The 22,979-nt window shown below is 63.2% G+C and carries 26 protein-coding genes; 16 read left to right on the forward strand and 10 right to left on the reverse strand.

The window, feature by feature from the left end:
• Positions 1–8 precede the first annotated feature (8 nt).
• Positions 9–428, reverse strand: coding sequence for an NINE protein (locus AC5O5I_RS26405; RefSeq protein WP_172288272.1), 420 nt, complete (start codon positions 426–428; stop codon positions 9–11).
• A 166-nt stretch (positions 429–594) separates the two neighbouring features.
• On the opposite strand from AC5O5I_RS26405, the gene AC5O5I_RS26410 reads away from it, so the two are divergent.
• Positions 595–1,224: a C40 family peptidase gene (locus AC5O5I_RS26410; RefSeq protein WP_494511797.1), complete on the forward strand. Its 630-nt coding sequence runs from the start codon at positions 595–597 to the stop codon at positions 1,222–1,224.
• A 49-nt stretch (positions 1,225–1,273) separates the two neighbouring features.
• On the opposite strand, the gene AC5O5I_RS26415 is transcribed toward AC5O5I_RS26410, so the two are convergent.
• Positions 1,274–2,272, reverse strand: a complete 999-nt coding sequence (locus AC5O5I_RS26415; protein WP_172226036.1) for a type IV pilus twitching motility protein PilT — start codon at positions 2,270–2,272, stop codon at positions 1,274–1,276.
• A gap of 65 nt (positions 2,273–2,337) precedes the next feature.
• On the opposite strand from AC5O5I_RS26415, the gene AC5O5I_RS26420 reads away from it, so the two are divergent.
• The 9 genes from AC5O5I_RS26420 to AC5O5I_RS26460 all read left to right on the forward strand — a co-directional run bounded on the left by AC5O5I_RS26420 (position 2,338) and on the right by AC5O5I_RS26460 (position 8,909).
• Positions 2,338–3,027, forward strand: a complete 690-nt coding sequence (locus AC5O5I_RS26420) for a YggS family pyridoxal phosphate-dependent enzyme (RefSeq protein WP_494511798.1) — start codon at positions 2,338–2,340, stop codon at positions 3,025–3,027.
• A gap of 38 nt (positions 3,028–3,065) precedes the next feature.
• Complete coding sequence (proC, locus tag AC5O5I_RS26425; protein ID WP_494511799.1) at positions 3,066–3,884, forward strand: pyrroline-5-carboxylate reductase; 819 nt, start codon at positions 3,066–3,068, stop codon at positions 3,882–3,884.
• Between the two features lie 10 nt (positions 3,885–3,894).
• Positions 3,895–4,485 carry a YggT family protein gene (locus AC5O5I_RS26430; protein ID WP_172226027.1) on the forward strand — a complete coding sequence of 197 codons (591 nt, stop codon included), beginning with the start codon at positions 3,895–3,897 and terminating at the stop codon, positions 4,483–4,485.
• Between the two features lie 98 nt (positions 4,486–4,583).
• Positions 4,584–5,723 carry a homoserine O-succinyltransferase MetX gene (metX, locus tag AC5O5I_RS26435; RefSeq protein WP_172226024.1) on the forward strand — a complete coding sequence of 380 codons (1,140 nt, stop codon included), beginning with the start codon at positions 4,584–4,586 and terminating at the stop codon, positions 5,721–5,723.
• A 7-nt stretch (positions 5,724–5,730) separates the two neighbouring features.
• Positions 5,731–6,351 (forward strand): methionine biosynthesis protein MetW, encoded by a 621-nt coding sequence (gene metW, locus AC5O5I_RS26440; protein ID WP_494511800.1) that lies wholly within the window; start codon positions 5,731–5,733, stop codon positions 6,349–6,351.
• A gap of 22 nt (positions 6,352–6,373) precedes the next feature.
• Positions 6,374–6,808, forward strand: a complete 435-nt coding sequence (locus AC5O5I_RS26445) for a DUF4426 domain-containing protein (protein WP_172228376.1) — start codon at positions 6,374–6,376, stop codon at positions 6,806–6,808.
• Positions 6,805–7,401, forward strand: a complete 597-nt coding sequence (gene rdgB / locus AC5O5I_RS26450) for an RdgB/HAM1 family non-canonical purine NTP pyrophosphatase (RefSeq protein WP_172228374.1) — start codon at positions 6,805–6,807, stop codon at positions 7,399–7,401. Before AC5O5I_RS26445 ends, rdgB begins: the two co-directional genes overlap by 4 nt.
• A complete protein-coding gene (hemW, locus tag AC5O5I_RS26455; protein WP_494511801.1) occupies positions 7,398–8,573 on the forward strand; it encodes a radical SAM family heme chaperone HemW in 1,176 nt (391 codons plus the stop codon). Before rdgB ends, hemW begins: the two co-directional genes overlap by 4 nt.
• 9 nt (positions 8,574–8,582) lie before the next feature.
• The gene (locus AC5O5I_RS26460; protein ID WP_172228370.1) at positions 8,583–8,909 is read left to right on the forward strand and encodes a DUF3392 domain-containing protein; all 327 of its coding nucleotides are present in this window, start codon (positions 8,583–8,585) and stop codon (positions 8,907–8,909) included.
• Positions 8,910–9,153: 244 nt separating this feature from the next.
• On the opposite strand, the gene trmB is transcribed toward AC5O5I_RS26460, so the two are convergent.
• From trmB to AC5O5I_RS26480, 4 genes are all read right to left on the reverse strand, one after another.
• Entirely contained in the window at positions 9,154–9,876 is a 723-nt protein-coding gene (trmB, locus tag AC5O5I_RS26465; RefSeq protein ID WP_172287393.1) for a tRNA (guanosine(46)-N7)-methyltransferase TrmB, read from the reverse strand.
• Between the two features lie 9 nt (positions 9,877–9,885).
• Positions 9,886–10,698, reverse strand: coding sequence for a thiazole synthase (locus tag AC5O5I_RS26470; protein WP_028698437.1), 813 nt, complete (start codon positions 10,696–10,698; stop codon positions 9,886–9,888).
• Between the two features lie 54 nt (positions 10,699–10,752).
• Positions 10,753–10,953, reverse strand: coding sequence for a sulfur carrier protein ThiS (thiS, locus tag AC5O5I_RS26475; RefSeq protein ID WP_172228366.1), 201 nt, complete (start codon positions 10,951–10,953; stop codon positions 10,753–10,755).
• Between the two features lie 102 nt (positions 10,954–11,055).
• Entirely contained in the window at positions 11,056–11,427 is a 372-nt protein-coding gene (locus AC5O5I_RS26480) for a DUF423 domain-containing protein (RefSeq protein WP_172228364.1), read from the reverse strand.
• Positions 11,428–11,491: 64 nt separating this feature from the next.
• Here AC5O5I_RS26480 and mtgA point away from each other — a divergent pair, with 64 nt between their 5' ends.
• Positions 11,492–12,202 (forward strand): monofunctional biosynthetic peptidoglycan transglycosylase, encoded by a 711-nt coding sequence (mtgA, locus tag AC5O5I_RS26485; protein WP_172228362.1) that lies wholly within the window; start codon positions 11,492–11,494, stop codon positions 12,200–12,202.
• Between the two features lie 104 nt (positions 12,203–12,306).
• Here mtgA and rpoH read toward each other — a convergent pair whose 3' ends face one another.
• The 4 genes from rpoH to ftsY all read right to left on the reverse strand — a co-directional run bounded on the left by rpoH (position 12,307) and on the right by ftsY (position 16,486).
• Positions 12,307–13,161, reverse strand: coding sequence for an RNA polymerase sigma factor RpoH (gene rpoH / locus AC5O5I_RS26490; RefSeq protein WP_015272155.1), 855 nt, complete (start codon positions 13,159–13,161; stop codon positions 12,307–12,309).
• A 111-nt stretch (positions 13,162–13,272) separates the two neighbouring features.
• Entirely contained in the window at positions 13,273–14,298 is a 1,026-nt protein-coding gene (gene ftsX / locus AC5O5I_RS26495; RefSeq protein ID WP_172287394.1) for a permease-like cell division protein FtsX, read from the reverse strand.
• A complete protein-coding gene (gene ftsE / locus AC5O5I_RS26500; RefSeq protein ID WP_172287395.1) occupies positions 14,295–14,966 on the reverse strand; it encodes a cell division ATP-binding protein FtsE in 672 nt (223 codons plus the stop codon). The genes ftsX and ftsE overlap by 4 nt, the downstream gene beginning before the upstream one ends.
• Before the next feature lie 2 nt (positions 14,967–14,968).
• The gene (gene ftsY / locus AC5O5I_RS26505) at positions 14,969–16,486 is read right to left on the reverse strand and encodes a signal recognition particle-docking protein FtsY (protein ID WP_494511802.1); all 1,518 of its coding nucleotides are present in this window, start codon (positions 16,484–16,486) and stop codon (positions 14,969–14,971) included.
• 231 nt (positions 16,487–16,717) lie between these two features.
• Here ftsY and AC5O5I_RS26510 point away from each other — a divergent pair, with 231 nt between their 5' ends.
• The 5 genes from AC5O5I_RS26510 (at position 16,718) to AC5O5I_RS26530 (ending at position 22,964) form a co-directional block, all read left to right on the forward strand.
• Positions 16,718–18,073: a M16 family metallopeptidase gene (locus tag AC5O5I_RS26510; protein ID WP_172233070.1), complete on the forward strand. Its 1,356-nt coding sequence runs from the start codon at positions 16,718–16,720 to the stop codon at positions 18,071–18,073.
• The gene (locus AC5O5I_RS26515) at positions 18,066–19,556 is read left to right on the forward strand and encodes a M16 family metallopeptidase (protein WP_494511803.1); all 1,491 of its coding nucleotides are present in this window, start codon (positions 18,066–18,068) and stop codon (positions 19,554–19,556) included. Before AC5O5I_RS26510 ends, AC5O5I_RS26515 begins: the two co-directional genes overlap by 8 nt.
• Positions 19,556–20,158 (forward strand): 16S rRNA (guanine(966)-N(2))-methyltransferase RsmD, encoded by a 603-nt coding sequence (rsmD, locus tag AC5O5I_RS26520; protein WP_172227235.1) that lies wholly within the window; start codon positions 19,556–19,558, stop codon positions 20,156–20,158. Before AC5O5I_RS26515 ends, rsmD begins: the two co-directional genes overlap by 1 nt.
• A gap of 71 nt (positions 20,159–20,229) precedes the next feature.
• Complete coding sequence (locus AC5O5I_RS26525; protein WP_494511804.1) at positions 20,230–21,567, forward strand: M16 family metallopeptidase; 1,338 nt, start codon at positions 20,230–20,232, stop codon at positions 21,565–21,567.
• The gene (locus AC5O5I_RS26530; RefSeq protein ID WP_494511805.1) at positions 21,564–22,964 is read left to right on the forward strand and encodes a M16 family metallopeptidase; all 1,401 of its coding nucleotides are present in this window, start codon (positions 21,564–21,566) and stop codon (positions 22,962–22,964) included. Before AC5O5I_RS26525 ends, AC5O5I_RS26530 begins: the two co-directional genes overlap by 4 nt.
• Positions 22,965–22,979: the final 15 nt, after the last annotated feature.

Here is a 22,979-nt window from a genome sequence, read left to right on the forward strand (position 1 = left end):
CGAAGCCCTCATCCCCGCCCGGCGTTCCTTTCGGAAACCTGGCTGTTCAGCGTCCAGAAGTCATACAGCACGCCCACCAGGAACAGGCCGCCGGTGAAGAAGTAGATGATCGCGGTCACCCACTTCCCCTGATACAGCCGGTGCAGGCCAAAAATCCCGAGGAAGGTCAGCAGGATCCAGGCGATGTTGTAGTCGATGCGCCCGGACTGGAACCTCAGGTCAGCCTCACGGTCCATGGACGGGATCAGGAACAGGTCGATCAGCCAGCCGATACCCAGCAGGCCGAAGGTGAAGAACCAGATGGTCCCGGTTATCGGCTTGCCGTAGTAGAAGCGATGCGAGCCGGTGAAGCCGAAAATCCACAGCAGGTAGCCAATGACCTTGCTGTGCGTGTCGTGAAAGGGCGCCCCCTGTTGATAACTGTTCATTCATAGCCCCTTTGGGTTATCTGAAAATTTTCTAAGAAAAAATGTGACTTTTTGATCGCAGGCCGACGTATGGCAGCCGTTGAATCGACCAACGGATCAAAGATTGATCAAAAAGCTGTTATAAAGTTGCGCGCCCAACACATAACTATTCATAAGAGCTTCATCTATGCCGCCTTTACTCAAGACATGGCTGACCCTCTGCCTATTATTGCCCCTGGCAGCCCACGCCACCAATCGTGAGCAACGTCTTCCCAATGGTTTCACCGGCTACACCACCAATGCCTCGGTGAAACACGCACCGGTCAAGCAGACCGCGCTGCGGGCCCGGCCTGGCAACGCCGCCAGCAGCAACCGCAGCATGCCGGTCGCCGCCATGTCGCCGAAGCAGAGCAGCGACGTGCTCAGCCGTGCGGTGAACGTACTCGGCACCCCCTACGTCTGGGGTGGCAGCAGCCCGAAAAAAGGCTTCGATTGCAGTGGCCTGGTGAAGTACGCCTTCAACGATGTCGCTGACGTCGACCTGCCGCGCACCTCCAACGCCATGGCCCAGGGCCACGGCGTCAAGGTAGCCAAGGGTGACCTGAAGCCCGGCGACCTGATTTTCTTCAACATCAAAAGCCGCCGGGTAAACCACGTTGCCATCTACCTGGGCAACGATCGCTTTATCCACGCCCCGCGGCGTGGCAAGCGGGTGAGCATCGACAACCTGAGCAAGCCTTACTGGCAGAAGCATTACGTAGTGGCCAAGCGGGTGCTGCCGAAAGAACAGCAGCAGCTGAGCCTGGCCAAGCGTTGACAGGTGCGGCCTCTTCGCGGGTAAACCCTTGAAGAGGCTGGCACAAACACTACCAGTCCCTGATCAACCCTTTCTCTTTCAGCCTCCGCAAAGCCCCCTCCATCGTCCGCATCCCCTGCGCCCCACCCGCCTGCATCACCGAACACAACTGCGCCATCCGCCCTTCCCTGACCAGGTTGCGCACCGCCGGTGTCGCCACCAGCACCTCCCGCGCGGCAACCCGCCCACCATCTGCACGCTTGACCAGCACCTGCGCCACCACCAAGCGCAACGACTCGGCCAGCATTGCCCGCACCAACGGCTTCTCCTCGGCAGCAAAGACCTCAACCAACCGGTCAATGCTGCTCATTGCTGACCGTGTATGTACGGTCGCCAGCACCAGGTGCCCCGTCTCGGCGGCCCGCAGCGCCAGGCGAATGGTTTCCAGGTCTCGCAGCTCACCAATCATGATCACGTCCGGGTCCTGGCGCAGCGCACTGCGCAACCCCTGGGCAAAGCTGCTGCAATGCCGACCGATCTCGCGCTGGTTGATCAGGCTACGCTGGCTGCTGTGGATAACCTCGACCGGGTCTTCCAGGGTGATGATATGCAGCGCCCGATCCCGGTTCAGCTGATCAATTACCGTCGCCAGGGTGCTGGACTTGCCGCTGCCAGTCGGCCCACCCACGAGAATCAAGCCATCACGGCATTGCGCAACAGCTTGAAACACATCAGCGAGGTCGAGCTCATCCACCGTGGCAATGCACCCCGGGATCAGGCGCCAGGTAACCCCAGCGCCGTTCAACTGGCGAAACAGGTTGAGCCGGAAGCGCCCGAGTCCGGGCAGTTCCAGCGCCAGGTCCAGTTCATCGCCTTGGCCCCACTGCCGGCTCTGGTCTTCATCCAGCACCGCGGCCATGGCGTCGATCAGCGCAGCCTGGCCCAAGGGTGGTAGCGCCATGCGCCGTAACTCGCCATCCAGGCGCAGCATCGGTATCTGGCCCGCTGCCAGGTGCAGGTCCGAAGCCCCTGCGTCCAGGGCCCGGGCCAATAGGTCGGTCACATCCATGAGACTCCCCAACGGCCTTCAAGTAGGTAGAATGCGGCAGACCCTACAGCTGCCGGCATCGATCCATGTCCACCCTAGCAGACAACCTTTCCGCGATTTCCGCCCGCATCGCCAGTGCTGCCCAGGCTGCCGGGCGTGAGCCGACCAGCGTCCAGTTGCTGGCCGTGAGCAAGACCAAGCCCGCCAGCGCCATCCGTGAGGTCCACGCCGCTGGCGTACGCGACTTCGGTGAAAACTACCTACAGGAAGCGCTGACAAAGCAGCAGGAACTCAGAGACCTACCCTTGATCTGGCACTTCATCGGCCCCATTCAGTCGAACAAGACCAAAGCCATTGCCGAGCATTTCGACTGGGTACATTCCGTGGACCGCCTGAAAATCGCCCAACGCCTGTCGGAGCAGCGCCCTGCCGGGCTGGCGCCGCTGAATATCTGCCTGCAGGTGAATGTCAGTGGCGAAGACAGCAAGTCCGGCTGCGCCCCCGCCGACCTGCCAGCCTTGGCCAAGGCGGTGGCTGCGCTGCCCAACCTGCATCTGCGCGGCCTGATGGCCATTCCCGAGCCCACCGATGACCGTGCAGCTCAGGAGCGCGCCTTCGCCAGCCTGCGCCAACTGCAGGAAGAACTTGGGCTTGGCCTGGACACCCTGTCCATGGGCATGAGCCACGACCTGGAAGCCGCCATCGCACAGGGCGCAACCTGGGTACGGATCGGCACCGCCCTGTTCGGTGCCCGCGACTACAGCAACCACGCCTGACTCCATGCTTAACTCACTCTTTTCCAAAAGGACCTGACATGAGCAAGACCCGTATAGCCTTTATCGGCGCCGGCAACATGGCCGCCAGCCTGATCGGTGGTCTGCGTGCCCAGGGCCTGGACGCCTCGCATATCCGCGCCAGCGACCCGGGCGCCGACACCCGCACCCGCATCCAGGCCGAACACGGCATTGCAACCTTCGAGGACAACGCCCAGGCCATCGACCGTGCCGACGTGATCGTGCTCGCGGTCAAGCCGCAGGTCATGAAAGCCGTGTGCCAAGCCTTGCAACCCCACCTGCAGGACGGCCAGCTGATCGTGTCCATCGCCGCAGGCATCACCTGCGCCAGCCTGCAAAGCTGGGTGGGCGCTCGCCCGGTGGTGCGCTGCATGCCCAACACCCCGGCACTGCTGCGCCAGGGTGTCAGCGGCCTGTATGCCACCGCCGAAGTGTCCGAAGCACAACGCCAACAGGCCGAACAACTGCTGTCAGCCGTCGGCACTGCCCTGTGGTTACAGCAGGAACAGCAGCTGGACGCCGTGACCGCCGTCTCCGGCAGCGGCCCGGCGTACTTCTTCCTGTTGATCGAGGCCATGACGGCAGCGGGCGAAAAACTGGGCCTGCCGCGCGAAACCGCGTCCCAGCTGACCTTGCAGACGGCCTTGGGCGCCGCCCGCATGGCGGTAGCCAGCGACGTCGATGCCGCCGAACTGCGCCGCCGTGTGACCTCGCCTGCCGGCACCACCGAAGCGGCGATCAAGTCGTTCCAGGCCAGCGGCTTCGAAGCCATCGTCGAGCAGGCGCTGCAGGCTGCGGCCACACGTTCCGCCGAGCTGGCCGAGCAACTGGGCAAATAAGGAGCTTTAAATGAATGCACTGTCCGGCGCCGCGATCTTCGTGGTGCAAACCCTGGTCAGCCTGTACCTGGTGATCGTTCTGCTGCGCTTCGTCCTGCAACTGGTCAAGGCCAACTTCTACAACCCCCTGTGCCAGTTCGCCGTCCGCGCCACACAGCCTCTGCTAAAGCCGATCCGCCGTGTCATCCCGAGTGTCGCCGGTCTGGACACCTCGTCGCTGCTGCTGGCGATCATCATCCAGGCCCTGTTGATGGGCTTTGTGCTGATGGTTACCTACGGCACCTTCGGCGACGTGCTGCACCTGCTGATGTGGGCGATCATCGGCATCACCTCGCTGTTCCTGAAGATTTTCTGGGTAGCGATGATCGTCATGGTGATCGTTTCGTGGGTTGCCCCCAACAGCCACAACCCCGCGGCCGAGCTGGCCTACCAGATCAGCGAGCCGGTGCTGGCGCCGTTCCGCCGCATCGTGCCCAACCTGGGTGGCATGGATATTTCGCCGATTTTCGCCTTCCTGGCTATCCAGGTGATCCAGTCGTTCGTCATGCCCCCGCTGGCTGCCTACGCCGGCATGCCACAAGAACTGTGGCGCATGATCTGAGCCTCAACTGACCTTGGTTGCCCCCGGCGCAAGCCTTCGCTTGCCGCTGGGGGTAGCGCTCTTTAGACTTACGCCTCCGTCAAGCGTGAGCAGGGTCGATGTCCACTGTCTTTCCCGAAGATTCCGTCGGTCTGGTAGTACCGCAAACCGCCCGGTTCGATGAACCGCTGGCCCTGGCCTGTGGCCGTTCGCTGGCCAGTTATGAACTGGTCTACGAGACCTATGGCACCCTGAACGCCAGCGCGAGCAACGCCGTTCTGATCTGCCATGCCCTGTCCGGCCACCACCATGCCGCTGGCTATCACGCCGCCACCGACCGCAAGCCGGGCTGGTGGGACAGCTGCATCGGCCCCGGCAAGCCCATCGACACCAACCGGTTCTTCGTGGTCAGCCTGAACAACCTCGGCGGCTGCAACGGCAGTACCGGCCCCAGCAGCACCAACCCTGCCACCGGCAAACCGTATGGCGCCGACTTCCCGGTACTGACCGTGGAAGACTGGGTGCACAGCCAGGTACGCCTGGGCGAGCGCCTTGGCATCCAGCAATGGGCCGCCATCGTCGGCGGCAGCCTGGGCGGCATGCAGGCGCTGCAATGGACCATCAGCTACCCCGACCGCGTGCGCCACTGCATCGACATCGCTTCGGCGCCCAAGCTGTCGGCACAGAACATCGCCTTCAACGAAGTAGCGCGCCAGGCCATTCTTACCGACCCCGAATTCCACGGTGGTTCATTCCAGGACCAGGGTGTGATCCCCAAGCGCGGGCTGATGCTGGCGCGCATGGTCGGCCATATCACCTACCTGTCCGACGACTCGATGGGTGAAAAATTCGGCCGTGAGCTGAAAAGCGACAAGCTCAACTACGACTTCCACAGCGTCGAGTTCCAGGTCGAAAGCTATCTGCGCTACCAGGGCGAGGAGTTTTCCGGGCGTTTCGACGCCAACACCTACCTGCTGATGACCAAGGCGCTGGACTACTTCGACCCGGCAGCTGCCCAGGGCGGCGACCTGGCTGCCACGCTGGCCCACGTCAAGGCGGACTACTGCATCATGTCGTTCACCACCGACTGGCGCTTCTCCCCGGCGCGCTCACGCGAGATCGTCGACGCATTGATGGCCGCACGCAAGAACGTCTGCTACCTGGAGATCGACTCGCCCTACGGGCACGATGCCTTCCTGATCCCCACACCTCGCTACATGCAGGGTTTCTCGAACTACATGAACCGCATTGCCATCTGAGGACAGCATGAGAGCCGATCTGGAAATCATCCACGACTGGATCCCCGCCGGCAGCCGGGTACTCGACCTGGGCTGCGGCAGCGGCGAACTGCTGGCCTCGCTGCGTGACCGCAAGCAGGTCACCGGCTATGGCCTGGAGATCGACGCCGACAACATTGCCGCGTGCGTGGCCAAGGGTGTCAACGTCATCGAGCAGGACCTGGACAAAGGCCTGGGCAACTTCGCCAGCAACAGTTTCGACGTGGTGATCATGACCCAGGCCCTGCAGGCCGTGGAGTACCCTGACCGCATCCTCGACGAGATGCTGCGTGTGGGCCGTCAGTGCATCATCACTTTCCCCAACTTCGGCCACTGGCGCTGCCGTTGGTACCTGGCGACCAAAGGCCGCATGCCGGTGTCGGACTTCATGCCGTATACCTGGTACAACACGCCGAACATCCACTTCTGCACCTTCGCCGACTTCGAGGAACTGGTGCACGAGCGCAGGGCCAAGGTGCTCGACCGCCTGGCGGTCGACCACTTGCATCGCAACGGGTGGGTCGGCCGGCTTTGGCCTAATCTTCTAGGTGAGATCGGCATCTATCGCGTCAGCAGCCCGGGCCTGCAACAGCACCAGGTCGCAGTCTGACGCCCCGCGGAGGAATCACCCCATGCGTCGCCTGACCCTGCTCCTGATCAGCCTGTGCCTGGCCCTGCCGGTGCTGGCTGCCGATGCCGCCCGCCCCGAGCGCAAGGAAGTGTTTGGCGATGTGACGGTGCACTACAGCGCCTTCACATCGAGCATGCTCACACCCGAGGTGGCCGCAGCCACCGGCCTGGTGCGCAGCAAGAACCAGGGTGTGCTCAACGTTGCAGTGCTCAAGGCCAACAAGCCTGCCACGGCGTTAGTCAGCGGCACGGTCAAGGACCTGACCGGGCGCAGCAGCCCGCTGTCGTTCAAACAGATTACCGAACCGGGCGCGGTGTACTACATCGCCCAGTTCAAGATCGAACAGCCCGAAACCGTCACCTTCGACCTGAATATCGAAACCGGCGGCATCAGCAACTCCCTCAGCTTCAACCAGGAAGTGTTCCCAGGCGAATGATGAATTTCCAGCAACTCGTATTGGCCAGCCACAACGCCGGCAAACTCAAGGAGCTCCAGGCCATGCTCGGCCAGTCTGTGCAACTGCGCTCGATCGGCGAGTTCAGCCAGGTCGAGCCGGAAGAGACCGGCCTGTCGTTCGTTGAAAACGCCATCCTCAAGGCACGCAATGCCGCACGCATTTCCGGCCTGCCGGCCCTGGCCGACGATTCGGGCCTGGCGGTGGACTTTCTCGGCGGCGCACCGGGCATCTACTCGGCGCGCTATGCCGATGGCAAGGGCGACGCGGCAAACAACGCCAAGCTGCTCGAAGCCCTGAAAGACGTGCCGGAAGCCGAACGCGGTGCCCAGTTCGTCTGCGTGCTGGCGCTGGTGCGGCATGCCGACGACCCGCTGCCGATCCTGTGCGAAGGCCTGTGGCACGGGCGCATTCTGCTCCAGGCCAGCGGCGAGCACGGTTTTGGCTACGACCCGCTGTTCTGGGTACCAGAGCGCAACTGCTCCAGCGCCGACCTGGCCCCGGTAGACAAGAACCAGCTCAGCCACCGCGCCCGCGCCATGGTCCTGCTGCGCCAACGTCTGGGCCTGGCATGATCGCGACGCTGTCCCATTCCGGCGTGGCCGGCTTTACCAGCCTGCCGCCGCTGGCGCTGTACATCCACATCCCGTGGTGCGTACGCAAATGCCCGTACTGCGACTTCAACTCCCACGCTGCCGGCCCTGAACTGCCGGAAGACGCCTACGTCGCCGCCCTGTTGACCGACCTCGACCAGGAGCTGGCCGCCGTACAGGGCCGCCCGATCAGCTCGATCTTTTTCGGCGGCGGCACCCCTAGCCTGTTCAGTGCCAATACCCTTGGCCAGCTGCTGCGGGGCGTGGAGCAGCGCATCCCGTTCGCGCCCGACATCGAGATCACCCTGGAGGCCAACCCCGGCACGTTCGAGCAGGACAAGTTCAAGGCCTATCGGCAGACCGGCATCAACCGCCTTTCGATCGGCGTGCAGAGCTTCCAGCCGGCCAAGCTGCAGGCGTTGGGGCGCATCCACAATGGTGATGAAGCGATCCGCGCCGCCGGCATGGCACGCGCCGCCGGCTTCGACAACTTCAACATGGACCTGATGCACGGGCTGCCCGACCAGTCGCTGGACGACGCACTGGGCGATCTGCGCCAGGCCATCGACCTGGGGCCGACCCACTTGTCGTGGTATCAGTTGACCGTGGAGCCGAACACGGTGTTCTGGAACCAGCCACCCGAGCTGCCGGAGGACGACATTCTCTGGGACATCCAGGAAGCCGGCCAGGCGCTGATGGCCAGGCACGGTTACCACCAGTACGAGGTTTCGGCCTATGCCCAGCCAGACCGTGCTGCCCGGCACAACCTCAACTACTGGCGCTTTGGCGACTTCATCGGCATCGGCGCCGGCGCACACGGCAAGCTGACCTTTGCCGACGGGCGCATCCTGCGTACCTGGAAAACCCGCCTGCCCAAGGACTACCTGAACCTGGCCAAGCCGTTCAAGGCCGGCGAGAAGCTGCTGCCAGTGGACGAGCTGCCGTTCGAGTTCCTGATGAATGCGCTGCGCCTCACCGATGGCGTGGAGGCTGAACTGTTTACTCAGCGCACCGGATTGCCACTGGAGCAACTGCGCGAGGCACGCCGTGCTGCCGAACAAAAAGGCCTTTTGCAGGTCGAACCGGATCGACTGGCAGCCACGCCACGGGGCCAGTTGTTCCTCAATGACCTGCTGCAGTATTTCTTGACCTAAGGACGACCCATGGATCTGGTACTTGATCTGCTTGCGACGGTTTCCCGCTGGAGCCGCGGCAACCTGTCGGAGATTTCGCTGGCCTTGGTAGGCTGCCTGCTGGTGCTGTTTGGCAGCGATGTCAAAGGCTGGGCCGAACAACGCCTGGGCAGTCTGGCGGGTGCCCTGCGCGTGCCGTTCATGGCACTGATGGTGATGATCGGCAGCGGTGCGGCGCTGATCTATGCCACGCCTTGGGTGGTCAAGGGGCTGAGCCAGTTCAACAACTATGCGTTGGCGCCGGTATTATTGGTGGTGCTGGTGATCATTGGCGTGGTGGCTGACCGCCGCGGGTAAGCCTGCTAAAAGCTGCCCCGGAGAACCAGGGCAGCCCTACCACCCGACTACCCTTTAGCGGGCGTCATCGAAGTGATCGCGCATGAAATCCCGACATTTTCGTGTGGAGGGTTTTCAGTGACGCCCCGGAGCGAAAGGATACTCAGTCCTGTCGCTCACATAAAAAAAACCGCCTTTCTCAAGGCGGTTTTTTTGCGCCTGCATTTCTGCAGGCAGCAGCGCACCGAAAGGCCGGATCAGCCGATCAATCCACCTTCTCGAACTTCAAGTCCCACACCCCATGCCCCAACCGCTCACCGCGACGTTCGAACTTGGTGATCGGGCGCTCTTCAGGGCGTGGCACGTAGCTGCCGTCGGCTGCAAGGTTGCGGTAGCCCGGGGCCGCGCTCATCACTTCAAGCATGTACTCGGCATACGGCTCCCAGTCAGTGGCCATGTGGAACACGCCACCGGGCTTGAGCTTGCGCCGTACCAGCTCGGCGAATTCCAGCTGGACGATGCGGCGCTTGTGATGGCGCGCCTTGTGCCATGGGTCGGGGAAGAACAGCATCAAGCGGTCGAGGCTGTTGTCCGCCACGCAGCGGTTCAGCACTTCGATCGCATCGCAGTCATACACCCGCAGGTTCTTCAGCCCCTGGGTCAGCACGCCGTTGAGCAGCGCGCCAACACCCGGGCGGTGCACTTCCACGCCGATGAAGTCCTGATCAGGCGCGGCAGCCGCCATTTCCAGCAGGGAATGGCCCATGCCGAAGCCGATCTCCAGGGTGCGCGGCGCCGAACGGCCGAATACCTGGTCGTAGTCCACCGGGCTGTCGGCCAGCGGCAGGATGTACAGCGGGCCGCCCTGGTCCAGGCCGCGCTGCTGGCCTTCGGTCATGCGCCCGGCGCGCATCACGAAACTCTTGATGCGGCGGTGCGGGCGGGCTTCGCCGTCAGGGGTGCTCGGCGTATCGTGCGATTCAGTCATCTGTGGCTCTTACTTGATCAGACCATCCAGCGGCGAAGAGGCGCTGGCGTAGAGTTTCTTCGGCATGCGGCCGGCCAGGTAGGCCAGGCGACCAGCGACGATGGCGTGCTTCATGGCTTCGGCCATCAGCACCGGCTGCTGGGCATGGGCGATGGCCGAGTTCATCAGCACGGCCTCGCAACCCATCTCCATGGCAATGGTGGCGTCGGAAGCGGTACCCACGCCGGCATCGACCAGCACCGGTACCTTGGATTCTTCCAGGATGATCTGCAGGTTGTAGGGGTTGCAGATCCCCAGGCCGGTACCGATCAGGCCAGCCAGGGGCATGACCGCGATGCAGCCGGCTTCGGCCAGCTGACGGGCGATGATCGGGTCATCGCTGGTGTACACCATCACGTCGAAACCGTCCTTGACCAGCACTTCGGCGGCCTTGAGGGTTTCGATCACGTTGGGGAACAGGGTTTTCTGGTCGGCCAGCACTTCCAGTTTCACCAGCGTCCGGGACTCATGCGATTTGCGCCCATCGAGCAGTTCGCGCGCCAGCCGGCAAGTGCGTACGGCTTCCACCGCATCGAAGCAGCCTGCGGTGTTCGGCAGGATGGTGTATTTGTCGGGAGACAGCACGTCGAGCAGGTTCGGCTCGCCCGCATTCTGGCCAAGGTTGGTGCGGCGCACGGCGACAGTGACGATTTCGGCACCCGAGGCCTCGGTGGCCAGGCGGGTTTCTTCCATGTCACGGTACTTGCCGGTGCCGACCAGCAGGCGCGACTGGAAAGTACGCCCGGCCAGGGTGAAGGGCTTGTCGCTACGAACGTTGCTCATCGTTGTTCCTCGGGAAAAGGTTGCAGGGCTTGCTTGTGAACCGCCGGGCTGCTGTCAGCCGCCACCGATGGCGTGGACCACTTCGACCTGGTCGCCGTCGTTCAGCAGCGTGCTGTCGTGCTGGCTACGCGGCACGATGTCCAGGTTCAGTTCCACTGCAACCCGGCGCCCGCCCAGCTCCAGACGCGTCAGCAGGGCTGCAACGCTCTCGCCGGCAGGCAGTTCGTAAGGTTCACCGTTCAGTTGAATGCGCATGCGCACGGCCACCATTGTTCTTTGGGGCCCGCATTCTAGCGCCGAACCACCCTGCAACCCAAGGGCGGTGCACGCCATTAGTCGCGATTGTGGACCACTTGGTCAGCCCAGCCGCCAGGCTGCCAGGCCCAGGCACAGCCAGCCGGCGAGGAAGCACAGGCCGCCGATTGGGGTGATGATGCCCAGCTTGCTCACGCCGCTGAGGGTCAGCAGGTACAGGCTGCCGGAGAACAGCACAATGCCCAGGGCGAACAGGCCGCCGGCCCAGCCGACCAGGCGCCCCGGCAGGTGCGCTGAAAGCACCGCAACGGCAAGGATCGCCAGGGTATGGACCAACTGGTAGGTCACACCGGTGTGGAAAATCGCCAGGTAGTCCGCCGTCAGCCGGTTCTTCAGGCCGTGGGCAGCGAAGGCACCCAGGGCGACCCCGGTAAAGCCGAAAAAGGCGGCAAGCATGAGGAAGCTGCGAAGCATGGGACGACTCCTAGGATCGGGTCTGTATAATGGCCCCTTCCACCCGTACGGCCAAGCCATCGACATGCTGCCAACCCTTCTTCGCCGCCTCACCCGTGCCCTGCTCTGGTTTGCTGCCGGCAGCATCGTGCTGGTGCTGGTGTTTCGCTGGGTGCCGCCGCCCGGCACTGCCCTGATGGTCGAGCGCAAGGTACAGTCCTGGGTGAATGGCGAGCCGATCGACCTGCAGCGCGACTGGCAGCCGTGGGAAAACATTTCCGACGAGCTCAAGGTCGCGGTCATCGCTGGCGAAGACCAGAAGTTCGCCAGCCACTGGGGTTTTGACATCCCGGCCATCCAGGCGGCACTGGCCTACAACGAGCGCGGTGGCAGCGTGCGTGGTGCCAGCACCCTCACTCAGCAGGTGGCCAAGAACCTGTTCCTGTGGTCGGGCCGCAGTTGGCTGCGCAAGGGCCTGGAGGCCTGGTTCACCGCGCTGATCGAATTGTTCTGGTCGAAAGAACGAATTCTCGAGGTTTATCTGAACAGTGCCGAGTGGGGCAAGGGTGTATTTGGCGCCCAGGCAGCGGCGCGCTATCACTTTGGCGTCGATGCCAGCCGGCTCAGCCGTCAGCAGGCCGCGCAGCTGGCGGCGGTGCTGCCGAGCCCGATCAAGTGGAGTGCCAGCCGGCCGAGTGCCTACGTGGCCAGCCGTGCCGGATGGATTCGCCGGCAGATGAGCCAGTTGGGTGGGCCCAGCTATCTGATGCAGCTCGACACTCCGCGGAAGCTTTAAGGGCCTTTTCGCGGGCACGCCCGCGAAGAGGCCCTTGAAGCCACAAACAAAAAAGCCGCTCACCCGATCAGGGCCAGCGGCTTTTCAGTGTAGCCAAGGCTGGATCAAACAGCGATCAACGCCTTGACCTTGTTCATCGCATTCTTCTCCAGCTGGCGAATGCGCTCAGCCGAAACGCTGTACTTGTCCGCCAGCTCATGCAACGTGGCTTTCTCTTCGGCCAACCAGCGCTGATACAGAATGTCGCGGCTACGCTCGTCCAGCCCTTGCAGCGCTTCATGCAGGTTGCTGGTGGAGTTATCGCTCCAGTCGGCATCCTCCAGCTGCACCGCCGGGTCGTACCGGTGGTCTTCCAGGTAATGCGCAGGCGACTGGAAGGCGCTGTCGTCGTCAGCTTCCGCTGCCGGGTCGAAGGCCATGTCCTGGCCGCTGAGGCGGCTTTCCATCTCGCGCACTTCACGCGGCTCGACGCCAAGGCTTTCCGCTACGCGATGCACTTCGTCATTGTTCAGCCAGGCCAGGCGCTTTTTCTGGCTGCGCAGGTTGAAGAACAGCTTGCGCTGGGCCTTGGTGGTAGCCACCTTGACGATGCGCCAGTTGCGCAGGATGAACTCGTGGATCTCTGCCTTGATCCAGTGCACGGCGAAAGACACCAGGCGCACGCCCATTTCCGGGTTGAAGCGTTTGACGGCTTTCATCAGGCCGACGTTGCCTTCCTGGATCAGGTCGGCCTGGGCCAACCCGTAGCCGGCGTAGCTACGGGCAATGTGTACGACAAAACGCAGGTGGGCCATCACCATTTGACGAGCGGCCTCGACATCCTGCTCATAATAGAGACGCTCGCCCAGATCCCGCTCCTGCTCGACCGTCAGCAGCGGGATGCTGTTGACCGTGTGCACATAGGCTTCCAGGTTTGCACCGGGTACCAGGGCATAGGCAGGTTGCAACGATGTGGTCATTCAAGAACCTCCGACTTACCAGACTCGCACCTTGTGGGTGCTGCCAACATTGACCTGGAACGACGGTACAAGTTCCAAAGTGAAGAAAATGTCAATGCTGGCACGTAAAAACTATCGCGGCGCCAGCTCGTTCAGGTGGCGGGCGACTGCAATCCATGCACCGATATACCCCAACAGCACCGCTCCGATCAAGAGCGACAGACCATCGGACGCCGGCACCCCGCCCAAGGCGAAGTCACTGCCGTACAGCCCGGAAAGCCCTACTACGGCCTCGTTCAGCCAGTTCAGGCCAAACGCCAGGATGGCCCACGCCAACAGGCCCGCACCCAGGCCATACAGGGCGCCCATGTACAGGAAAGGCCGGCGTACATAGGCGTCGGTGCCACCTACCAGCTTGATCACTTCGATCTCGACACGGCGGTTTTCAATATGTAGACGAATTGTGTTACCGATTACTAACAGCAGGGCCGAAATCAGCATCACGGCCAGGCCGAAGACGAAACGGTCACCCAGCTTGAGAATCGCCGCCAGACGCTCGACCCACACCAGGTCAAGCTGTGCCACTTCAACCCGCGGCAGCTCCGAAAGCCGCTGACGCAGGGCTTCCAGCGCCGGTTTGTCGACCTCTGTCGGGGTCACCACCACCACACCAGGCAGCGGATTATCAGGCAGTTCACGCAAGGCCTCGCCCAGGCCGGATTGCTGCTGGAACTCCTCCAGCGCCTGCTCGCGGCTGACATACTGGGCGTCCGACACCCCCGGCATACCCTTGATCTCGTCGCGCAGCGCCTCGCCATCGCGGCTACCGGCATCGAGCTTGAGGTATAGCGAAATCTGCGCAGCGCGCTGCCACGAGCCACCCAACTGTTCGACGTTCTTCAGCAGCAACGACAAGCCCATGGGCATGCTCAGCGCCACCGCCATCACCAGGCAGGTAAAGAAGCTGCCGATAGGCTGCTTGCCAAGGCGGCGCAGGCTGTCGGCCATGCTGGCACGGTGGCTTTCCAGCCAGGCATGCAGCAGGGTGCGAAAATCCGGGCCGTCATCGTCTTCACCGCGCTTTTTCTTCGTCGGCTGCGGGTCGGCCGGCTTCGGCGCAACCCGCTCGGAAACTTTCGGCGTACGTGTAGTGCTCATTGCCCGGCCTCCCCATCGCCGATCAAGCGGCCGCGCTGCAAGGTCAGCATGCGGTGGCGCATGCGCGCAATCAGTGCCAGGTCGTGGCTGGCGATCAATACCGTGGTACCCAGGCGGTTGATGTCCTCGAACACGCCCATGATCTCTGCAGCCAGGCGCGGGTCGAGGTTACCGGTGGGTTCGTCGGCCAGCAGCAGGGCCGGCTGGTGAACGATGGCGCGGGCAATACCTACCCGTTGCTGTTGCCCGGTGGACAGATCGGCCGGAAACAGCTCGCCTTTGTCGGCCAGCGATACACGCTCCAGCGCCGAGTCCACCCGTTTGCTGATCTCTGCCTTGGACAGGCCCAGAATCTGCAGCGGCAGGGCAATGTTGTTGAACACCGTGCGGTCGAACAGCAGTTGGTGATTCTGGAACACCACGCCGATCTGCCGGCGCAGGAACGGGATCTGCGCATTGCTGATCTGGCCCAGGTCCTGGCCTGCCAGCAGCAGTTTGCCACTGGTCGGGCGTTCCATGGCCAGCAGCAGGCGCAGCAGGGTACTTTTGCCAGCACCCGAGTGGCCTGTGACGAACAGGAATTCGCCCCGGCGCGCCCGGAAACTCAGTTCATGCAAACCCACATGACCATTGGGATAGCGCTTGGCAACCTGTTCGAATCGGATCATGGTCAGTCTCGCTCGGCGAACAGAGCCTTGACGAACGGCTCGGCTTCAAAGGTGCGCAGGTCGTCGATGCCTTCACCGACACCGATGAAGCGGATGGGCAGCTTGAACTGCTTGGCCAGGGCGAAGATCACCCCGCCCTTGGCAGTACCGTCCAGCTTGGTCAGGGCCAGGCCGGTCAGTTCGACGCTCTGGTTGAAGTACTTGGCCTGGCTGATGGCGTTCTGGCCGGTGCCGGCATCGAGCACCAGCAGCACCTCGTGCGGCGCGTCGGCATCGAGCTTGCCGATGACCCGGCGAACCTTTTTCAGCTCCTCCATCAGGTTGTCCTTGGTGTGCAGGCGGCCGGCAGTGTCGGCGATCAGCACATCGGCGCCACGGGCCTTGGCGGCTTGCACCGCATCGAAGATCACCGAGGCGGAGTCGGCACCGGTGTGCTGAGCGATGACCGGGATCTGGTTGCGCTCGCCCCACACCTGTAACTGCTCGACCGCTGCAGCGCGGAAGGTATCGCCAGCGGCCAGCATCACCTTCTTGCCTTCAAGCTGCAGCTTCTTGGCCAGCTTGCCGATGGTGGTGGTTTTGCCGGCGCCGTTCACGCCAACAACCAGGATCACGTAGGGCTTGTTCTGCGCCTGCACCTTCAGCGGCTGCTCGACCGGGCGCAGCAGCGCGGCCAGCTCTTCCTGCAGCGACTTGTACAGGGCATCGGCATCGGCCAGCTGCTTGCGCGCGACCTTCTGGGTCAGGTTCTGGACGATGGCCGACGTGGCTTCCACGCCGACGTCGGCGGTCAGCAGGCGGGTTTCGATTTCGTCGAGCAGGTCGTCATCGATGACTTTCTTGCCCATGAACAGGCTGGCCATGCCCTCGCCGATGCTGGCGCTGGTCTTCGACAGGCCCTGCTTGAGGCGGGCGAAGAAGCCGGGTTTGGCCTGCTCGGCCACGGCGGGCGCGGCTTCAGCCTGTGGTTCGACGACGGTGGTCGCTACCGCGGCGGTGGCCACCGGCGCAGCAGGCGCTGGCTCAGGACGCTCAGGGATGACGGGCGGCGCTTTGGGCTCCAGATCTGGCACCAGGGCCACAGGCTCTTCGGCGACTGGCAATACCAGGTTGCTGACTGGCGCGGCCTGCTCGACGACCGGGCCAGGCTCGGCCGGCGCGGCCTGGACAGGCTGCACGGCTGGTGCATCCAGCGGCGGCACCGCGACCGGCTCCGGAGCCGGCAACGGCTGAACGGCAACCGGTTCAGCCTCGGAGGCTTCGGCTACCGGGTACTGGACGGATTCCGCGACCTGCGTCGGCTCAACCAGCGGCGCAGCCGCAGGGGCCTTGACGGGCTCGCCGGCATGCGGTGTTTCGGCAGGCGATACCTCGACCGGAGCGGCTACTGGCGGCTCGACGGCGGGGGCTTCATTCGCGGGCAAGTCGGGTTGCTGCGGTTTCTTGCGAAACCAGCTGAACAGGCCTTTCTTTTCACCAGCCTCGGCCGGCGCTTTCTTGTCGTCGTTGGAACCAAACATGGAAGACGGCTATCTCAGGGTAGCGATGAGCCAGCAATGGCGCATCGGGAATTCTTTCTACGCAGAACAGACTATCTTGAAGCCGGCTGGTTCATGCGCAACGTTTTGTCGAAGTGTCCTGTGGGCCAGAACGGCGACAGGCATGGTCGCCAGGCAACCGGATCAGTATCCTAGCATCTCCTGGCCCGCCGACGCTAAACCCAGCAGGCCGCCGAACAGGTTAAACACCGTATGAATGCTCTAGCCCGCCGCGCCGCTGGCCTGTTGCTCGGCACGCTCTGCCTGCCGCTCGCGGCCTTGGCCGCCGATGTGCAACCCACCCACGAATTCATCCTCGACAATGGCCTGAAAGTGGTCGTGCGCGAGGACCACCGCGCCCCGGTGGTGGTCTCGCAGATCTGGTACAAGGTCGGCTCCAGCTATGAAACCCCGGGCCAGACCGGGCTTTCCCATGCGCTGGAACACATGATGTTCAAGGGCAGCGCCAAAGTCGGCCCCGGCGAAGCATCGCGCATCCTGCGCGACCTCGGCGCCGAAGAAAATGCCTTTACCAGCGACGATTACACCGCCTATTACCAGGTATTGGCCCGCGACCGCCTGCCGGTAGCCCTGGAACTGGAAGCCGACCGCCTGGCCAGCCTGCGCCTGCCCGCCGACGAGTTCAGCCGCGAAATCGAGGTCATCAAGGAAGAACGCCGCCTGCGCACCGATGACCAGCCCAATTCCAAGGCGTTCGAGCTATTCCGCGCCATGGCCTACCCGGCCAGCGGCTACCACACCCCGACCATCGGCTGGATGGCCGACCTGGAGCGCATGAAGGTCGAGGAGCTGCGCCACTGGTATGAATCCTGGTACGCGCCCAACAACGCCACCCTGGTGGTGGTCGGCGATGTCACCGCCGACGAGGTCAAGGGCCTGGCGCAGAAGTACTTCGGCGCCATCCCCAAGCGCCCGGTGCCGCCGGCCAAACTGCCCCTGGAGCTGGCCGAACCTGGCCAGCGCCAGCTGACCCTGCACGTACGCACCCAGCTGCCCAGCCTGATCTACGGCTTCAACGTCCCCGGCCTGCCCACCGCCAAGGAGCCGCGCACGGTGCATGCCCTGCGCCTGATCTCGGCCCTGCTCGACGGTGGCTACAGCGCCCGCATGCCGGCGCGCCTGGAGCGTGGCCAGGAGCTGGTAGCCGGCGCCTCGTCCAGCTACAACGCCTTCACCCGCGGCGACAGCCTGTTCCTGATCTCGGCCACGCCGAACGTGCAAAAGCAGAAAACCCTCGCCGATGTCGAAAAGGGCGTGTGGCAGCTGCTTGACGAACTCAAGACCACACCGCCCAGCGCCGAGGAACTCGAACGCGTTCGCGCCCAGGTCATCGCTGGCCTGGTCTACGACCGCGACTCCATCAGCAGCCAGGCCACCACCATCGGCCAGCTGGAAACCGTCGGCCTGTCCTGGAAGCTTATCGACAGCGAGCTGGACGAGCTCAAGCGCGTGACCCCGCAGGACATCCAGAACGCCGCGCGCACCTACTTCACCCGCGAACGCCTGAGCGTTGCCCATGTACTGCCCGAGGAGTCCGCTCATGAGTGATCGCCGCGCATCACGCCCAACCTTGCTGGCCACGGGCATCCGCGCCCTGACGCTGACAGCAGTGCTGGTCACCCCGGCCATGGCGGATAACGCAGCAAAGGCCGACAGCAGCGCCGCGCGCCCGGCCAACACGTTGCAGTCGCTGGCCGAACTGGATGGCAAGGCACCCAGCCGGCGTGAGCTGAACATCCAGCACTGGACCACCGCCGAAGGCGCCCGGGTGCTGTTCGTCGAAGCCCGCGAACTGCCCATGTTCGACCTGCGCGTAACCTTCGCTGCCGGCAGCAGCCAGGACGGCGGCACACCTGGCCTGGCAGCCCTGACCAACGCCATGCTCAACGAGGGCGTGGCCGGCAAGGATGTGACCGCCATCGCCGAGGGCTTCGAAGGCCTGGGCGCGGATTTTGGCAACGGCTCCTACCGCGACATGGCCGTGGCCTCGCTACGCAGCCTCAGCGCCAAGGACAAGCGTGAGCCGGCGCTCAAGCTGTTCTCCGAGGTAGCCGGCAAACCGACTTTCCCGGAAGACGCCCTCAAGCGCATCAAGAACCAGATGCTGGCCGGTTTCGAATACGAGAAGCAGAACCCAGGCAAGATTGCCGGCAAGGCGCTGTTCGGCAAGCTCTACGGCGATCACCCGTACGCTCACCCGAGCGACGGCACTGCCGAAAGCGTCACCGGCATTACCCTCGACCAGCTGCGTGCGTTCCACGCCAAGGCCTACACCGGCAGCAACGCGGTCATAGCCCTGGTCGGCGACCTCAGCCGCGCCGAAGCCGAGGCCATTGCCGCACAGGTATCGGACGGCCTGCCAAAAGGCCCGGCGCTCGCCGCACCTGCCCAGCCTGCAGAAGCCAAGGCCGGTCTGACGCACATCGACTTCCCGTCCAAGCAGACCCACCTGATGCTGGCCGAGCTCGGCATCGACCGCCAGGACCCGGACTGGCCGGCCTTGTCGCTGGGCAACCAGATCCTCGGCGGCGGCGCATTCGGCACCCGCCTGATGAGCGAAGTACGTGAAAAGCGCGGCCTCACTTATGGCGTGTACTCGGTGTTCAGCCCGATGCAGGTGCGTGGTCCGTTCATGATCAACCTGCAAACCCGCGCCGAACTCAGCGAAGGCACGCTCAAGCTGGTGCAGGATATTCTTGCCGACTACCTCAAGACCGGCCCCACCCAGCAGGAGCTGGACGATGCCAAGCGCGAACTGGCCGGCAGCTTCCCGCTGTCCAATGCCAGCAACGCCAGTATCGTCGGCCAACTGGGCGCCATTGGTTTCTACAACCTGCCGCTGACCTGGCTGGAGGACTTCATGCAGCAGTCCCAGGCCCTGACCGTCGAGCAGGTCAAGGCGGCCATGAACAAACACCTGTCAGCCGATAAACTGGTTATCGTCACCGCCGGCCCGAAAGTGCCGCAACAACCGCTGCCAGCACCTACTGACAAGCCCTCCGAGCAAGCGCTCGGGGTACCGGAGCACTAATGCCAAGATCCACCTCCCCCGCCCGCCCGCAGACGGGCCAAAGCAAGGGCCAGGGCCACCTGCGCATTATCGCCGGCGAGTGGCGCAGCCGCCGCCTGGCGGTGCCCGAGGGCGAGGGCCTGCGGCCAACGCCCGACCGCGTGCGCGAAACCGTGTTCAACTGGTTGGCCCCGTATATCGAGGGTGCCCAGGTACTGGATGCCTTCACCGGCAGCGGTGCCCTGGTGCTCGAAGCCCTGTCACGCGGGGCCGAAAATGCTGTGGCGCTGGACAGTAACGCGGCAGCCATCGCCAACCTGAAGAACAACCTCGAACTGCTGCGCTGCCCGCGCGGGCAAATCCTGCAGACCGACGCCCTGCGCTACCTGCAAGGCCCGGCCAAGCAGCAGTTCGACGTGGTGTTCCTCGACCCGCCGTTCCATCAGGACCTGCTGGCCAATACCTGCAACCTGCTGGAGCAAAATGGGTGGCTGCGCGAGCAAGCCTGGGTCTACACCGAAAGCGAGGCTGCGCCGTCTAGCCTGCAGATGCCCGGCAGCTGGCGCCTGCACCGCGAGAAAAAAACCGGCCAGGTGCATTACGCGCTGTGGCAGCGGGGCTAAACAAGTAGTGCAACCCGGCTGACCCTTTCACTGAAGCTGTTCCGGTTTACCGCAACCGGAGCACTTCAGCGATGACATCCACATCCCCTCTCGACATTGAAAAGGTCAACGACGGACTAGCATCTGTCGCGGCCGCTGCCCCCGTCCCTTTACAGCACTTCACGCTGGACAATGGCTTGTCCGTCTACCTGCGCGAGGATCTCGGCACTTCGCTGGCTGCAGTCCAGCTGTGGGTGCACGTGGGGGTCAGCCATGAGCCTGTCGGCCATAGCAATCTGTCACACCTGTTGGAGCACTTGGTCTTCGAAGGCAGCAGCAAGCTTGCGGCCGGCCAGTTCAGCAGAGTGATCGCGCGACTTGGCGGCTCCAGCGACGCCGTCACCCTGGATGACGCTACTGCATACCAGATGATGCTGCCGGCCGCTCGCTTGCCGATCGCCCTGGAAATCATGGCAGACGCAATGAGCACCGCCACATTCGGTCAACCCGAGATGGGGCAGGGAGTCAAAGCGGTCGAGGACGAGTATCGGCTCAAGTTCGCAAGCAATGTGCGGGAGCAGGCATACAACCAACACGACATGCTCGCCCATGGCGAGAGTGCATATGCCACACCGAGTTTCGGCTACCCTGCAGATCTGAAAAACATCAAGCTTGAAACACTGCGAACCTGGTATCGCACGTGGTACCACCCCAACAACGCCACGCTGGTGGTGGTAGGTAATGTCGCCCTGTCTACGCTTCGGCTGCACGTATCCCGGTACTTCACCAGCTTGCCCAGAGCCCCCCTGGCGAAACCACCCATCCCCCGCCATGGCTCCGTCCCTTATGAACGCAAACACACCGTAGCACTGCCGGCACTCAGCAATGGCGTGCGTATGTCGTTCAACGTCCCGAGCTGCGCGACGGCGCTTGACCCAACGTTAGCGCCAACACTGGAACTTATCTGCGACATGCTCGGCAAGGGCGACAGCTCACTGCTGTATAGCGACCTGGTGCGCGAAAAACGCCTGATTTCGAATGTGAGCGTCAATTACGATCCGTTGGTTCGCGGTGACACTCTGCTGACCATTACCGCTGCTGTGAACACCAGCAACGCCACACCCGAGCAAGCCGCAGAGGCGATCTACCAGATGATTGCCGAGCTGCGACTGGCGCCACTGTCATCTGAAGAGCTGGAACGTGCAAAGTTGCGAATGCTCACGCGACGGCTGTTCAGCCTCGATGACCTTGAAGGGCAGGCAACACGAATTGGCGCGGCCGCTGCTGCCGGCCTGTCCCCCTCAGTTCTGGATCAGGAAGCCCGCATTATCGGAAGTTTGGACAGTGCCACGGTGCAGAGCGTGGCGCTTGCCTACCTGGGACGCGAGCGGCTGACCATCACCTACTTTCAGCCAGGAGCAGCAGCATGACCCACGACCACACCCTCACCACGCCTCCATTGCTGTGCGATGGCCCGGCGACCGACACTGCTGTAGCAGCCATGACCAAACTGCAATCAGCCCATGACATCGAGCTTGGCAAAATACCGCCGTTGCAAGCCGAAGCGCAGCAATGGCAGACCCGCGAAGGAGCAAGGGTCAGCTTCATTGCGTCTCATGACCGCCCGATGTTCGATCTGTCGTTGCGCTTCCGGGCCGGCAGCGTGCTGGATGGCCCCGAACCGGGGCTCGCTGCCTTGGTGCTTTACAGCCTCGACCAAGGGACGGAGCAGCTGGAGGCGGCCGACTTTGCAGCACAAATCGAGGGGCTGGGAGCAGTACTGGAGACCCGACTGAAAACCAGCAGCGCCCTCATCACACTGCGCTGCCTTAGCTTGCCAAGCCTTCGCAGCAGCGTCATGCAACTGCTCACGGACATGCTTGCACACCCGGCGTTCAGAACTGCTGATGTGGACAAGATCCGAGAACGGCTGGCTTTCCTGGGTTCTGCCCAGGCACGCGGCACGATTAACCGGCTGCTTGAAACGACCAACGCACATGTCTTCAAGGGTCATCCCTATGCGACAGCTTCGATTCCGGCAGACATCAGCAAATTCACCGGCGAGCAGTTGAGGGCTTTCCACCAGCGAGCCTATTCGGCCAGTAATCTCGATATAGGCCTGGTGGGGAACTTGACGCGCGAAGAGGCCGAAGACCTGGTCGGCAAACTCGTTCGCGCGCTCCCTCAGCACTGGGTCGCGCAGGATTTGCCGCCGGTAGCCCCACACTCGACCTTTGTCCGGCACATCGAACGCTCCAGTACCACGACCCGCGGGATGCTGACCATTTCATCGAATGTCACAGCGGGTGACATGGTATATCCCGCCCTGACGCTACTGGACGCAATCCTGGGCGGGGGTTATGAATCCCGTCTGATACAGGAACTACGTGTCCGACGCGGTCTGACCTATGCCATCTATTCCTCGCTCACACCCCATGATGCCGGCAGCTTGTTGCACATACTCTGGGACGTCGCACCACAGTACCGAGACGGGGCAGCGGCGCTGATATCCAGCATTATGCGGTGCCTGGGCGACCGTGGCCCTAGCCAGGCCGAATGCGACATGGCCTTGAACCAGCTAGCGGGTCAACTGCATAAAGAACTTCTGGATAAAGCGAAACTGGCCAAAGCCCTTGCGACTTACAGTCACCATGGATTGCCGGGGAACCATCTTGCTACCTACCTCGACAAGCTAGGCACACTGACACCCGGAAACCTTCGTGAAGCCGCGCAAGTGTGGCTGCGCAACGCCCCGGAAGTATTCGTCTCCATAGGAGCGGACACCGAGCAACTGCCACTGCCGGAGCCTGCGTCGGTCGACCAATAGCGCAGGTACAGTCGC

This window comes from Pseudomonas sp. 9_2_1, from assembly GCF_059295275.1.